Genomic DNA, 13,470 nt, shown 5'->3' with positions numbered 1-13,470 from the left:
TGTGCCCCCCCGCCCGCCGATATCGACCCGACGACCTGATTAGCCGATTACGATAGACCGAGAGTAAGACGATCATGGCCACTACAGCCGATGCCTTTCAGGCTCACACCGAAGATCATGCGCACGATCATGCCGATCACAAGCCCGGCTTCTTCGCGCGTTGGTTCATGTCGACGAACCACAAGGACATCGGCACGCTCTACCTGATCTTCGCGATCTTCGCCGGAATCGTCGGCGGTGCGATCTCGGGTATCATGCGCGCCGAACTGGCCGAACCCGGCATACAAATCCTCGATTCGGTCATTCCCTTCGTCGGCGTCGGCCCCGGTGCCCTCGACGAGGCGCTGCATCACTGGAACGTGCTGATTACGGCGCACGGCCTGATCATGGTGTTCTTCATGGTCATGCCGGCTATGATCGGCGGTTTCGGCAACTGGTTTGTGCCGCTCATGATCGGTGCGCCGGACATGGCGTTCCCGCGCATGAACAACATCTCTTTCTGGCTGACGGTCGCTGGCTTCTGCAGCCTGATGTTCTCGATGTTCGTGCCCGGCGGCGTGGGCATGGGTGCCGGCACGGGCTGGACCGTCTATGCACCGCTCTCGACCAGCGGTTCGACAGGGCCCGCCGTAGACTTCGCGATCTTCGCGCTTCACCTGGCAGGCGCAGGTTCGATCCTCGGGGCCACCAATTTCATCACCACCATCTTCAACATGCGTGCGCCGGGCATGACCCTGCACAAGATGCCGCTGTTCGTATGGTCGGTGCTGGTCACGGCGTTCCTGTTGCTGCTCGCGCTTCCGGTTCTCGCTGCTGCAATCACCATGCTTCTGACGGACCGCAATTTCGGCACGACGTTCTTCGATCCGGCCGGCGGGGGCGATCCCATCCTGTACCAGCACCTGTTCTGGTTCTTCGGTCACCCTGAGGTCTACATCATGATCTTGCCGGGCTTCGGCATGGTCAGCCAGATCGTCGCGACGTTCAGCCGCAAGCCGGTGTTCGGCTATCTCGGCATGGCGTATGCCATGGTAGCGATCGGTGTGGTCGGCTTCATCGTGTGGGCGCACCACATGTATACGGTCGGCCTCAGCGTGAACACGAAGATGTATTTCACCGCCGCGACGATGATCATCGCGGTTCCGACCGGCGTGAAGATCTTTAGCTGGATCGCCACGATGTGGGGCGGCTCGATCGAGTTCAAGTCGCCCATGGTCTGGGCACTCGGCTTCATCTTCCTCTTCACCGTGGGCGGCGTCACTGGCGTCTATCTCGCGAATGGCGGTGTGGACGACGTGGTGCACGATACCTATTTCGTGGTTGCCCACTTCCACTACGTGCTCTCGATGGGTGCGGTGTTCTCGCTGTTCGCTGGTTTTTACTACTGGTTCCCGAAGATGAGCGGCCGGATGCATTCCGAACTGCTTGCCCACATCCACTTCTGGGGCTTCTTCATCGGCGTGAACGTGATCTTCTTCCCGCAGCATTTCCTCGGCTGGCAGGGCATGCCGCGTCGCTATCCCGACTATGCGGACGCCTATGCGTATTGGAACGAGATCAGTTCGTTCGGCTATCACATCATGGCTGCTTCGATGATCCCGTTCTTCGTGAACATCATCTACGCCTTCACGGCCGGCAAGAAGGTTGGAGCGAACTACTGGGGCGAAGGCGCAACGACGCTCGAATGGACGCTGTCGAGCCCGCCGCCGTATCACCAGTTCGAAACGTTGCCGGTGATCGAAGAGCATCACGACTATCACAACCACATGCCGCGCGAGCAGGAGCCGGCGTAACATTCGCAGCTTGCTCGCCGAGGTTGATACATTGGCCGGTGCCCCATGGGGTGCCGGCCATCGTGTTTCTGACTACCACTTACTTCCCGGGAGAGCCGAATGCCGCGTATGACAACCATCGATACGGGGGGAGTTTCGCTCCGCTGCGCCATCGAAGGCCCAGAGGCCGGAAACGCGCCGCTCGTCATCCTCGTGCACGGCTTTCCGGAAAGCTGGTATTCCTGGCGGCATCAGCTCGGTCCGATCGCCGAAGCCGGTTTCACCGCCTGCGCCATCGATGTGCGCGGGTATGGCGGGTCGGACAAACCCGAAGCGATCGAGGCGTACTCTCTTGAACATATCGTCGGCGATCTTGTCCGTCTCAAACAGGCGCTCAACGGAGACATCCCCGCCATCCTGATCGGCCACGATTGGGGCGCACCCATCGTTTGGAACAGCGCACTGACCAACCCGCAGCACTTCCGTGCCGTTGCCGGCCTTTCGGTCCCTTTCGCAGGCGTACCTAACCGCCCGTTCACCGAAGTTTTTCGCCAGCATTTCACGAGCAAGGGCAAATTCTTCTACCAAGAATATTTCCAGGAGCCCGGCATCGCAGAAGCGGAGGCCGAGAAAGACCCGCGCGATTTCGTGCAACGCATGATGTATGCCATCAGCGGCGACGCGCCGGCAGGCAATCACTTCGACAAGCCGCTCGGATCGACGTTTCTCGAAGGCCTTCCCGATCCGGCGCCCGTCGCATGGCTGACGGAGGACGATCTCGATTTCTACGAAGCCGAGTTCGCCGCCTCGGGTTTTCGCGGTCCCCTCAACCGCTACCGCAACCACGAACGCGACTTCGAATGGTTGCAGAACTGGAAGGACGCAAAGATCGAGCAGCCCGCACTGTTCATCGGCGGCACGCGCGATCCGGCGACCTTCATGTTCGGGGCGGTCGAAGATCCTGTTGCGATGATGAAGCCGTTCGTGCCGAATGTCGAAGGTCATATCCTTGACGGATGCGGCCATTGGACCCAGCAGGAACGTCCGGATACGGCCAATCGCCTCCTGACGGATTGGCTGGCCAAACTGTAACGCTTTATTCCGGCGCAATAGCCGGGTATAGGCGGTGCGATCCCATGACACAGGTCGTCCCCACCCAGCTCCCCGCGGACTGGCGCGATTTCTACGCGCTGACCAAACCGCGTGTAATGACGCTCGTAATCTTCACCGGCCTTTGCGGCTTGTTGGCGGCGCCCGGCAGCATCAACCCTGTGATCGGTTTCACCGCAATTCTTTGCATCGCGCTTGGGGCGGGCGGCGCCGCGGCTCTCAACCAGTGGTGGGAAGCCGATCTCGATGCCGGAATGAAGCGGACGTCCGCGCGGCCCCTGCCGATGGGCAGGATGTTGCGCGAAGACGCGCGCAATTTCGGGTTCCTGCTCGCCGGTTTTTCCGTGATGACGATGGGGCTGGCGGTGAATTGGCTGGCCGCGGCGATACTAGCGCTTTCGATCGTCTATTACGCGGTCATTTACACCATCTGGCTCAAACCCCGCACGCCGCAGAATATCGTGATCGGCGGCGGCGCGGGCGCCTTCCCGCCCATGATCGGATGGCTAGCCGTGACGGGTGACGTGACGGCGATGCCGATCCTGCTCTTTGCGATCATCTTCTTCTGGACCCCGCCGCATTTCTGGGCGCTCGCCCTGTTTGTGCAGAGCGATTACGCCAAGGTCGGCATTCCGATGATGCCGGTGGTCCGCGGCGCCAAATCGACCCGGCGACAAATCCTCGCCTATTGCGTCCTCCTGGTACCGATTGCCGCCGCCCCCTGGATGATCGGGGGTACGGGCCCTATATACGGGATAACGGCCGTAGCGCTTTCGTTGGCCTTCCTTGCCCTATCCATCCCGGTGGCCTTTCGCGAGGCGGTGGAGGGAGACCGGATGGCTCCGGAAAAGCGCCTGTTCGGCTTCAGCATAGTCTACCTCTTCGCCTTGTTCGGTGCGTTGGTGGTGGACCGGGTGCTGGCCCATAACGGAGTTTTCGCATGACCCCCGAAGAAGAAACCGAGTTCAAGCGCCGCCAGAAGAGTCGCAACCTCGTGGTCGGCGCAATTCTGTTGTTCCTGGTCGTCCTGTTCTACGCTATCACGATCGTGCGGATGGGCTGATCCATGAGTACGCTTTCGCTCAGCGACGGCAAACACCGTACCGCAATCCTCGCCTTTTTTGCGGCAGCGGCGATGCTCGGCGTCGGCTTCGCCGCCGTGCCGCTTTACCGCATGTTCTGCCAGGTTACCGGCTTCGCCGGGACGACACAGCGGGCGACGGAAAGCGATGCCGCGATTGCCGAGCGACTGGGCAAGTCGGCCGGTGCGAAGACAATCTCCATCCGATTCGACGGTACGGTTGCGCCCGATCTTCCCTGGGCGTTCAAACCGGAACACGTGACCGATACCGTGACCATCGGCCAGCGCGACATGGCGATCTACATCGCGAAGAACAATTCGGATCAGCCGATCACCGGCACGGCGACGTTCAATGTCGAGCCCGAGCAGGCAGGCGCGTATTTCAACAAGATCCAGTGTTTCTGTTTCACCGAACAGAAGCTGGAGCCCGGGCAGGAAGTACGCATGCCCGTGCTATATTTTGTCGATCCCAGGGCGCTGGAGGATCCGGACATGGAAGGCGTCGAGCAGATCACCTTGTCCTATACCTTCCATAAGGCGCTGGATCCGGCGCAGTAGGGTCTGGACCCGCGCGGTTCGGGGCGATAAGGGCAACGGCAGCAAGTTACAGGACGCGAGTTAGATGGCCGGCAACGTCAATCACGAATATCACATTCTCGAACCCGATATCTGGCCGCTGGTCGGATCGTTTTCGGCGCTCGTTTTCACGACCGGTCTCGTGTTCTTCATGCACGATATGGCGGGCGGCTACCTAATTCTCGGCCTCGGCATCGCCGGCCTAATCGCGACCTTCTTCAGCTGGTTCGGCAACATCGTGAAGGAAGCGCAGCGCGGCGATCACACGCCGATCGTGCAGCTTCACATGCGTTACGGGATGATCCTGTTCATCGCGTCGGAAGTGATGTTTTTCGTCGGCTGGTTCTGGAGCTGGTTCGATTTCGCCTTGTTCCCGAGCGAATTGTCGGACGTGATCGGGGGCGAATTCCCGCCTGCCGCCATCGAGGCGGTGATCAACCCGTTCTCGCTGCCGCTCCTCAACACGCTGATCCTGCTGTGCTCCGGCACGACCGTCACCTGGGCGCACCATTCGCTGATCCACGGCGATCGCGAAGGCCTGAAGCGCGGCTTGTGGCTCACTGTCCTGCTCGGTGCGGTATTTACCGTCATCCAGGCGTATGAATATGCGCACGCGCCGTTCGAATTCGGCACCAACACCTATAGCTCGGCCTTCTACATGGCGACCGGCTTTCACGGCTTCCATGTGCTGGTTGGCACGATTTTCCTGATCGTCTGCCTCGCCCGTACGTATAAGGGGCACTTCACCCCGCGCCAGCACTTCGGCTTCGAAGCAGCCGCATGGTACTGGCACTTTGTCGACGTGGTATGGTTGTTCCTTTTCGCCGTCGTCTATGTCTGGGGCGGCTGGGGCGCCGAAATGCACGGGTGACCTGCCCGATAATCGAATGCCGAAAGGGCAGCCCGGTTCGCCCGCGGCTGCCCTTTTTCGCTTTGCTTCACCGACCCCGCCGATGAGCCGCCTTCCTGTCATTCCGACAGTCGTAGTTGCCGCCGCCGTGGCCACGATGATCGCCCTCGGCTTCTGGCAACTCGCACGCAAAGGCGAGAAGGAAGCGATGATTGCGCGGTACGCCGATGCGGTCGAACTTTCGGGGAAAATCCCCTTTCCACGAACGGCGGACGAGATACCGCAAGCGCTTTATCGCAAGAGCGAGATCGTATGCGACGAGATTACCGCTCGTCGGACGACTGCAGGCACCGGGCCGAATGGCGAGCAGGGACTGGCGCAGATCGTGACCTGCGATCTTGAAGGCGGCGGCACGTCCGAAGTCGCGCTCGGCCTCTCCCGCTCACCCGAACCGATTGCTTGGCGCGGGGGCGAAGTGCGCGGATATGTCAGCAATGCAGGCGAGGGCGCAGTGCGGCTGGTCGCCTCGCCGCCCGTCGCGGATCTCGAACCGATGGCCCGGCCCGACCCGCGCGACCTGCCGAACAATCACCTCGCCTATGCGGTGCAGTGGTTCTTGTTCGCGCTGACCGCAGTGGTGATCTACTGGCTTGCCCTGCGGCGGCGATAGGCCGGTGCGAAAATAAGCCCCTCGGTTTGGGTGGTTCAAAGCGCTCCTTTCTTGCCCGTACTGGCGCGGCTCGCTAACCGCCGAGCCCGATGCGATACGTCTCCACCCGTGGCAGCGCGAAGGCGCTGAACTTCAGCGAAGTCACCCTGGCCGGCCTTGCCAGCGATGGCGGGCTGTATCTGCCCGAACGCTGGCCGCACTTCACAGCCTCCGAGATCGCCGCCATGCGCGGCCTCCCATATGCGGAGCTTGCCCAGCGTGTCATGCAGCCCTTCGTCGGGGATTGCCTGACCGAGCAGCGCCTCGGCGAATTGTGCGAGCAGGCTTATTCCCGCTTCGCACACAAGGCGGTGACCCCGCTCGTCCAGCTCGACCAACGGGACTGGCTGCTGGAGCTATTCCACGGGCCGACCTTGGCGTTCAAGGATGTCGCGCTGCAATTGCTTGGCCTGCTGTTCGAGGAATTCCTGGCGCGCGATGGAGGGCGCCTGACGATCGTCGGCGCGACCAGCGGGGATACCGGCAGCGCCGCGATCGATGCGGTGGCGGGGCGTGACAATGTCGAGATTTTCATGCTCCACCCCAAGGGGCGGGTGAGCGACGTGCAGCGCACGCAGATGACCACAGTGCTTGCGCCGAATGTCCATAATATCGCGATCGAGGGCAGCTTCGACGATGCGCAGGCCATGGTGAAACGCATCTTCGCCGACGAAAGCGTGATCGCGCGCCACCGGATCGGCGCGGTCAATTCGATCAACTGGGCGCGGCTCATGGCGCAGGTGGTGTATTATTTCGCCGCCGCCCTGCAATTGGGCGCGCCCGACCGCCGGGTCGCCTTCAGCGTGCCGACCGGCAATTTCGGCGATGTGTTCGCCGGTCATGTTGCGGCGCGGATGGGTCTGCCGATCGAAAAGCTGGTGGTCGCGACCAACGTCAACGATATCCTGCACCGCGCCCTGACCAGCGGTGACTATTCCGCTGGCGAAGTGACGCCGACCGCCAGCCCCAGCATGGACATCCAGGTCAGTTCGAATTTCGAGCGGCTGCTGTTCGACGTCGGCGGGCGCGACGGTTCGGCGATGGCCCAGCAGATGGCCGAATTCGACGCCAAGCGAGCGATGAAGCTTACCGATGGACAGCGCACCGGGGCGGGCGAACGGATCATGAGTGTGCGCGCCGACGCCGACGACATGCTGCTCGCAATGCGGCGCACGTGGGAGGATTCGGGCGAGCTGATCGACCCCCATACCGCCATCGGTCTGCACGCCGCGCGCTGCACCGATGTGCCCGAAGGTGTACCGATGGTCACGCTGGCCACCGCTCACCCGGCCAAATTCCGCGACCCGGTGGAGCAGGCGACCGGCATCCGCCCGAGCCTGCCGAACCGGATCGGCGACCTCTTCCAGCGCGAGGAACGCTACGACGAGCTTCCCGGCAATTACGAAGCCGTGCGCGACTATATCATGGACAACGCCGCCTGATGGCGGAACTCGATCGCAATCCGGTGCTGATGGTGGGCGAGGGGTGGGATGCCTACCGCCTGCTCGATAGCGGGCGCGGCCGGAAGCTTGAACAATACGGCCCTTATCGCTTCATTCGGCCCGAGGCCCAGGCGTTATGGTCGCCGCGGCTGGACGATTGGCAGGCGGATGGGGAATTCGTCCCCGGCAGCGACGAAGATGGTGGCGGCCGCTGGCAACTCGATCCCCGGGTGCCGGAAGAAGGCTGGCCGCTCGAATGGGACGACGGCGTGCGCTTTATGGCGCAATGTACACCCTTCCGCCACCTCGGCTTCTTTCCCGACATGGCGCCGGTCTGGCGCTGGATGGGCGGGCAGCTCGATGGCTGCGACGACCCGACTTTGATGAATCTGTTCGGCTATACCGGCGTCGGCAGCCTCGCGCTTAGCCGCTTCGGCAGCGTCGCCCATGTCGATGCGAGCAAGAAATCGGTGGCACAGGCGCGCGAGAACGCCGCGCTTTCCGATATGGAGGATCGCCCGATCCGCTGGCTTGTCGACGATGCGGCGAAATTCGCCGCGCGCGAGGTGCGGCGCGGCAATCGCTACGACGGCATTATCCTCGATCCACCCAAATTCGGGCGCGGGCCCAAGAACGAGACATGGCGCATCGAGGAAGGCCTTGCCCCGCTGGTCGCCGATTGCCGCCAGCTGCTGGACGCGAACAGCCGCTTCCTCTTCCTCACCGTTTACGCCGTCCGGATGAGCAGCCTCGCGCTGGCCGGATTGCTGGACGAGGTGTTCGCAGGATTGCCGGGCCGGATCGAACACGGCGACCTCGCCGTTCGGGAAGACGGACCCGACGATCGTCTACTTCCCACCGCGATCTTCGCGCGCTGGTCCAATCCGCGCTAGAAGCTTGGCCATGCCCGATTCGCTGCAGCTCGAGGTTGAGGATTTCGAACACGACGTCCTCACCGGCATCTATTCCGAGGAGACCGGCAAACCCCAGCCGCTGCGCTTCACCATCTCGGTGCGGATGAAGCCGTTGCATCAGTATGAGCCGGATACCTCGCTGGACGATTCCAAGAATTACATGGATTTAAAATTCGCCGCGTCCGAAGCGCTACCGAAAGGCGTGCATTTCAAATTGATCGAGGCGGTGGCCGATCATGTGTGCGAAACGCTGTTCCTGCAGGACAAGCGGCTGGAGGCGGTCACGGTTAAGATCGTAAAGCTCGCCATCGCCGAGGCGGACGAAAAGATCGGCATTACCCTCCACCGCGAGCGGCCCGCATGAAGCGGCTGACGATTTCCGACTTGCCGGAAGCCCCGCTGGAGGCGAGCCGGATGTTCCATGCCGAATGGCTCGGAAAGGCGCGGACACTTCTCGCCGGCGACGATCTTCTCATCGCCCTGCCGCATGCCGATCATACGCACTCCGAATGGCGCTGCGCAGCAGCAGCGATGCTGGCGCGGGTCGGCGTGCCGCAGCGGGCGTTCGTCGTGGCTGGCGAGGGCAAGATGCTGGACGAAACGGAGCGGTTTCTGGCCGGTGCGCCGGGCATTACGGGGCAGTATCTTAAGCTCCATTCGGACGAGGCCGCCTGATGGCCGTCACTATCGTCTATCTCGGGCCGCTTGCCGATCTGGCGGGCGAGGCCCCTACCTCGCTGCCCGCACCGCTGGATTGGAACACGCTGATCGACGCGGTCGGCGAACCGCTCGCGGCGCAACTCGAAAACGACCGCGTCCATGTCGTCTGCGCCGGGAAGGTGCTCGCCGACAAGCGCCAACTCTTTGCGCAGGACGGAGATGAGGTCGCGCTGCTGCCCCCGGTCAGTGGTGGCTGAACCCTCGCTCCGGATCGAGACGCCGCTGGATGTACGGCTAAAGGAGACAGGCTTCTCGCCCGGCCATCCGCTCGGCCTGTTCGCCAAGGCGCATAAGGAAAGCGGCGGCATTGCAAGCTTCGTGGGTCAGGTGCGCGGCGGGCAAGCGCATGCGCTCGAACTCAGCCATTATGAACCGATCACGCTGCCGGCCATGCGGGATTTGGCAGAAAAGACGGCAGAGCGGTTCGCGCTCGACGGCCTGCTCGCCTGGCATCGTGTCGGCGTGATGACGCCGGGGCAGGCGATCGTGCTGGTGGCGGCCGCCGCGCCGCATCGCCGCGCCGCCTTCGAGGCGACCGATAGCATGATGGACCATTTGAAAAGCGCCGCGTGGTTCTGGAAGCGCGAACGGCGCGACGATGGCTGGCACTGGATCGAACCGCGTGGGCAGGATCACGCCGACCTTGCGCGCTGGAAAACGGACTAATTGCCCAACCGTGCGCCAAGTTCTTCCAGTACCGCATCTTCTTCCGCGATCCAGCCGAGGACTTGCTCCCGCGCGGAAACGATAGCGTCAGCCTCCTCCGCCTGCACCGCACGGCTGATATAGATCGCATCGAGATCGCCGAGGGGGATCGCCACCTGGCTTCGCGCCGCTTCCATTTCCGCCACCGAAATTTGCGCCGCCCCCCAGGCGTCGCTCGCGATCGAACGCGACCCCGCCGCACCGACCCGCCGCCGCGCTTCCGGCACTAAGCTGAGGAAGGTTTCATGTGCTGCTCGCGCTGCGCTGACCAATGCGGTAAGCCGTGCTTCGACCCCGCCTTCGAGATCAACCGCGACTGCCGGCACATCGAGCCTTCTGCTTTCGGTCGGCTCGAACGATCCCTGCGCCCGTTCGACATCGCGAACGGCGAGTGAGGGATAATCGCCCTGCGTACTGGTGCAGGCCGATACGGCGATCAGGCTGGCAAGGGGCAGGGCAAGGCTTGCGATCCGCGGCATCGCCGCCCCATAGCACGGCCGGCGCCGCTCGCCAGTCGTGCGACGTTAAAAATGAGAGCGGGCAGCGTTGACTTGGGCCGGGCTTTCGCTTAACGGCACCCTTCTTTCCGGGCCTCGCCAAACGGCGGGTTGACGGGCGCGCCGTGCTTTCGCAAGAACATGGCACAGCATATTGAACGAGAGACAACCACCATGTTCGCAGTAGTGCGCACGGGCGGCAAACAATACCGGGTTGCCGCCGGAGACAAGATCGCAGTCGAAAAGCTTGCCGGTGAGGCGGGCGATACCATTACGCTGGGCGACGTTCTGCTCGTCGGCAATGGCGACAGTCTGGAAGACGCCGCCAAGGTAACGGTTTCGGCCGAAATCATCGCGCAGGCGAAAAGCGAGAAGGTCGTCGTTTTCAAGAAGCGTCGCCGTCACAATTATCGCCGCAAGAACGGCCATCGTCAGCAGATGACGCTGCTGCGCATCACCGCCGTCGGCGACGACAAGGCGGAAAAGAAGGCCGTTCCGGCGAAGGCAGCCGTCAAGACCGACGATGCGCCGAAGGCGGACGCCAAGGCTGCTGCGCCCAAGCAGGATGACAGCGCCGAGAAGGCCGCGCCCAAGGCGAAGAAGGCTGCGCCGAAGAAGGACGCAGCTGCTTCGAAGTCGGGCGAACATCCGGCAGATCAAAAAACCGAAGACAAGAAGTAAGGAGCGCGAACGATGGCACATAAAAAAGCAGGCGGTTCGTCGCGTAACGGTCGCGATTCGGCAGGCCGCCGTCTCGGCGTGAAGAAGTTCGGCAGCGAGAACGTCGTCGCCGGCAACATTATCGTGCGCCAGCGCGGCACCAAGTTCTACCCGGCCGTGAATGTCGGCATGGGCAAAGACCACACTCTGTTCGCGCTGACCGACGGCGTCGTCCGATTCCACTCGGGCAAGCTCGGCCGCAAATACGTGTCGGTCGACATGATGGCGGAAGCCGCAGAATAACCGGACGGTTCGATAACGGGAACGTCCAAGCAGGACGGTCCCAGCCGGGCTAACGATCCGGCAGACGAAGAGGGAGATGGGGCCGACCTGTCTCCCTCTTGTCGTTTCTCCCTCTTCGCTTCGTGGCGAAATTTCCTTTCGTCATCATGCAACTGTCACGCAGCCGGATTAGGACCCCGGAGCGTCGGCCGAAGGGAGAATACCAATGTTCCACAAGACGCAGCGCCTGCTTTTGCGGCCCGCCTGGATCGAGGATGCGCCCGCCATTCTGGCTGGCATCGGCGAAGAGGCCATCGTTCGAAACCTCGCCCATGCGCCGTGGCCCTATAAACTCGCCGACGCGCAGGATTTCGCGCGCCGTCCGCAGGACGCGTGCGTACCGCATTTCCTCGTCCACCTTCCCGGCGAAGGCGTGATCGGCAGCGCCGGTTTCGGTTCGAGCGATGGGGAGACGGAAATCGGTTACTGGATTGCCCGACGCTTCTGGGGCCGCGGCTTCGCGACCGAGGCGGCGCGCGCCCTCGTTTCGCTGGCTCCGTTGCTCGGGCATAGCCGACTGGTCGCCGGGCATTTCGCCGACAACCCGGCATCCGGCAAGGTTCTTCGCAAGATAGGGTTCCGGCCCACCGGGCGGCGCAGTCAGCGCTACAGCGCCGGGCGCGGCGAAGCGGCGACCCTGGTGGAATTCGAGATGCCCCTTGTCGAACACCGACCGACCGAGGATCTCAAACAGGCCGCCTGATCATGGACGGTGCGCGCCCGTCACTTTGCGGATGCGCACCGATCCGCTACCGCACTCCCACGATGGCCACCAGGAAAAGACTGAGTCCCGAAGAATCACGCCTCGCCGCGCTCGAAGCCGCGCGTGGCTTGCTGATCGAGGCGGGCCCGCAAGCGGTGACGCTGAAGGCAGTGGCCAGCCGGATCGGGAAGACCCATGCCAATCTGCTGCACCATTTCGGTTCCGCCGCCGGATTGCAAAAGGCGCTCGCGGGCTATCTCGCCGCCAATGTGTGCGATGCTATCGCCGATGCGGTGCGTGCCACCCAGGCGGGGCTCGGCAGTCCGCGCGAAGTCGTCGACCTCGCGTTCGATGCTTTCGACCGCGAAGGGGCGGGGGCGCTGGCGAGCTGGATGATCCTGACCGGCAACGAGGACGCGCTGACCCCGATCGTCGAAACGATCCACGATCTGGTCGACGAGATCGCCCCGCACGAGGCGGACCATTCCGGCAATCCCCTTCGCATTCACGAGGAAACGCTGGCACTCGTGCTGATGGCAATGGGCGATGCGCTGATCGGCTCTGCCCTCACAAGGTCCCTCGGCCTGCCGGACACGGCGGCGCGCGACCGGGCGGAGCGGATGCTGATGAGTTCGCTCGAACCTGCTATTCCGCCGGAGTAAGGCCCGCGCGCATCCATTCGGGCGCGCGGTCGGCATCGATATCCGCGACCCGCAGATGGTCGATCGCGTAGCTGAGGTCGGAATAGTCCGCCTTGCGCCGCTTGTCCTCCGACTGGTCGAGTGGAACGACGACCAGACGCCGGTTGACCTTCTGCCGCCAATTCATCCGCGCGGTATTCTCCTGCCCGATATAGCAGCCTTTGTTGAAGCTGACGCCGTTGAGTTCGACGGCATTCGTCTCGAGCCAGAGGGTGTCGGCCATGTCCCGCCGCCCTTCCGGCACCCCTAGAGAAAGCCGGTGTTTAAGATAGGCGTCGTCGACCGGTTCGCCGTCGTCCATTGGCGCGATCCAGCGCTGGCCCAGCGCCGCGAGGCGCGGGTCGCGCGCGCCGCCATCGCCCGCCTCCGCGGCCCAATGAACGGTCAGGCTCTCGTCCCGCGCAATGTCGATCTTGCGGCGCAGGCGATACAGCGAAAGGCGTTTGACCAGATCTTCGGCGGCATCCGCTTCGCAATCGAGCAGCAGACCGCCATTCGGTGCGGGCCAGACGAAGAAATCGAACAGCATCTTCCCCTGTGGGGTCAGCAGCCCCGCATAGACCGGCAATTCGCCCGCGACATCGTTCGTAACCAAACCTTGCAGGAAGGCGGGGACGTCCTCCGAACCATCGGGACTTTCGAGGCGGATCATGGCGCGGTCTTGAAGGCGGCTGGCTGTCATGGGTGA

The 13,470-nt window shown here is 63.0% G+C and carries 19 protein-coding genes; 17 read left to right on the top strand and 2 right to left on the bottom strand.

The window, feature by feature from the left end; genetic code table 11:
* Positions 1-74: 74 nt before the first annotated feature.
* The 13 genes from ctaD to E3U23_RS14250 all read left to right on the top strand — a co-directional run bounded on the left by ctaD (position 75) and on the right by E3U23_RS14250 (position 9,840).
* Positions 75-1,793 carry a cytochrome c oxidase subunit I gene (gene ctaD, locus E3U23_RS14310; RefSeq protein ID WP_279351981.1) on the top strand — a complete coding sequence of 573 codons (1,719 nt, stop codon included), beginning with the start codon at positions 75-77 and terminating at the stop codon, positions 1,791-1,793.
* A 99-nt stretch (positions 1,794-1,892) separates the two neighbouring features.
* On the top strand, positions 1,893-2,864 hold the full coding sequence (locus E3U23_RS14305) for an alpha/beta fold hydrolase (protein ID WP_279351980.1): 972 nt from the start codon (positions 1,893-1,895) through the stop codon (positions 2,862-2,864).
* Between the two features lie 44 nt (positions 2,865-2,908).
* Positions 2,909-3,826 (top strand): heme o synthase, encoded by a 918-nt coding sequence (locus E3U23_RS14300; RefSeq protein WP_279351979.1) that lies wholly within the window; start codon positions 2,909-2,911, stop codon positions 3,824-3,826.
* A complete protein-coding gene (locus E3U23_RS14295; RefSeq protein WP_279351978.1) occupies positions 3,823-3,945 on the top strand; it encodes a hypothetical protein in 123 nt (40 codons plus the stop codon). Before E3U23_RS14300 ends, E3U23_RS14295 begins: the two co-directional genes overlap by 4 nt.
* Before the next feature lie 3 nt (positions 3,946-3,948).
* The gene (locus E3U23_RS14290; protein WP_279351977.1) at positions 3,949-4,521 is read left to right on the top strand and encodes a cytochrome c oxidase assembly protein; all 573 of its coding nucleotides are present in this window, start codon (positions 3,949-3,951) and stop codon (positions 4,519-4,521) included.
* A 64-nt stretch (positions 4,522-4,585) separates the two neighbouring features.
* Positions 4,586-5,410, top strand: a complete 825-nt coding sequence (locus E3U23_RS14285; RefSeq protein ID WP_279351976.1) for a cytochrome c oxidase subunit 3 — start codon at positions 4,586-4,588, stop codon at positions 5,408-5,410.
* An 82-nt stretch (positions 5,411-5,492) separates the two neighbouring features.
* A complete protein-coding gene (locus E3U23_RS14280; RefSeq protein WP_279351975.1) occupies positions 5,493-6,059 on the top strand; it encodes an SURF1 family cytochrome oxidase biogenesis protein in 567 nt (188 codons plus the stop codon).
* A gap of 89 nt (positions 6,060-6,148) precedes the next feature.
* Positions 6,149-7,540 carry a threonine synthase gene (thrC, locus tag E3U23_RS14275; RefSeq protein ID WP_279351974.1) on the top strand — a complete coding sequence of 464 codons (1,392 nt, stop codon included), beginning with the start codon at positions 6,149-6,151 and terminating at the stop codon, positions 7,538-7,540.
* Positions 7,540-8,433, top strand: a complete 894-nt coding sequence (locus E3U23_RS14270) for a class I SAM-dependent methyltransferase (RefSeq protein WP_279351973.1) — start codon at positions 7,540-7,542, stop codon at positions 8,431-8,433. Before thrC ends, E3U23_RS14270 begins: the two co-directional genes overlap by 1 nt.
* A gap of 10 nt (positions 8,434-8,443) precedes the next feature.
* Positions 8,444-8,818, top strand: a complete 375-nt coding sequence (locus E3U23_RS14265; RefSeq protein ID WP_279351972.1) for a dihydroneopterin aldolase — start codon at positions 8,444-8,446, stop codon at positions 8,816-8,818.
* Positions 8,815-9,129: a Rossmann fold domain-containing protein gene (locus tag E3U23_RS14260; protein WP_279351971.1), complete on the top strand. Its 315-nt coding sequence runs from the start codon at positions 8,815-8,817 to the stop codon at positions 9,127-9,129. The genes E3U23_RS14265 and E3U23_RS14260 overlap by 4 nt, the downstream gene beginning before the upstream one ends.
* Positions 9,129-9,371, top strand: coding sequence for a MoaD/ThiS family protein (locus E3U23_RS14255; protein ID WP_279351970.1), 243 nt, complete (start codon positions 9,129-9,131; stop codon positions 9,369-9,371). The genes E3U23_RS14260 and E3U23_RS14255 overlap by 1 nt, the downstream gene beginning before the upstream one ends.
* Positions 9,364-9,840 (top strand): molybdenum cofactor biosynthesis protein MoaE, encoded by a 477-nt coding sequence (locus E3U23_RS14250; protein WP_279351969.1) that lies wholly within the window; start codon positions 9,364-9,366, stop codon positions 9,838-9,840. The genes E3U23_RS14255 and E3U23_RS14250 overlap by 8 nt, the downstream gene beginning before the upstream one ends.
* Here E3U23_RS14250 and E3U23_RS14245 read toward each other — a convergent pair.
* Positions 9,837-10,358, bottom strand: a complete 522-nt coding sequence (locus E3U23_RS14245; protein ID WP_279351968.1) for a hypothetical protein — start codon at positions 10,356-10,358, stop codon at positions 9,837-9,839. The genes E3U23_RS14250 and E3U23_RS14245 overlap by 4 nt on opposite strands.
* A gap of 192 nt (positions 10,359-10,550) precedes the next feature.
* Here E3U23_RS14245 and rplU point away from each other — a divergent pair, with 192 nt between their 5' ends.
* The 4 genes from rplU to E3U23_RS14225 all read left to right on the top strand — a co-directional run bounded on the left by rplU (position 10,551) and on the right by E3U23_RS14225 (position 12,743).
* Entirely contained in the window at positions 10,551-11,057 is a 507-nt protein-coding gene (gene rplU / locus E3U23_RS14240; RefSeq protein ID WP_279351982.1) for a 50S ribosomal protein L21, read from the top strand.
* A 12-nt stretch (positions 11,058-11,069) separates the two neighbouring features.
* The gene (rpmA, locus tag E3U23_RS14235; RefSeq protein WP_279351967.1) at positions 11,070-11,339 is read left to right on the top strand and encodes a 50S ribosomal protein L27; all 270 of its coding nucleotides are present in this window, start codon (positions 11,070-11,072) and stop codon (positions 11,337-11,339) included.
* A 205-nt stretch (positions 11,340-11,544) separates the two neighbouring features.
* On the top strand, positions 11,545-12,081 hold the full coding sequence (locus E3U23_RS14230; RefSeq protein WP_279351966.1) for a GNAT family N-acetyltransferase: 537 nt from the start codon (positions 11,545-11,547) through the stop codon (positions 12,079-12,081).
* Positions 12,082-12,143: 62 nt separating this feature from the next.
* Complete coding sequence (locus tag E3U23_RS14225; RefSeq protein WP_279351965.1) at positions 12,144-12,743, top strand: TetR/AcrR family transcriptional regulator; 600 nt, start codon at positions 12,144-12,146, stop codon at positions 12,741-12,743.
* Here E3U23_RS14225 and E3U23_RS14220 read toward each other — a convergent pair.
* Entirely contained in the window at positions 12,727-13,464 is a 738-nt protein-coding gene (locus tag E3U23_RS14220) for a YgfZ/GcvT domain-containing protein (RefSeq protein WP_279351964.1), read from the bottom strand. The two genes, E3U23_RS14225 and E3U23_RS14220, sit on opposite strands and share 17 nt — an antisense overlap.
* Positions 13,465-13,470: the final 6 nt, after the last annotated feature.

Origin of the sequence: Erythrobacter litoralis, assembly GCF_029760855.1 — a bacterium.
Lineage (GTDB): Bacteria > Pseudomonadota > Alphaproteobacteria > Sphingomonadales > Sphingomonadaceae > Qipengyuania > Qipengyuania litoralis_A.
The sequence above is the reverse complement of the archived record's forward strand: the minus strand, read 5'-3'. Positions and strand labels throughout refer to the sequence as shown.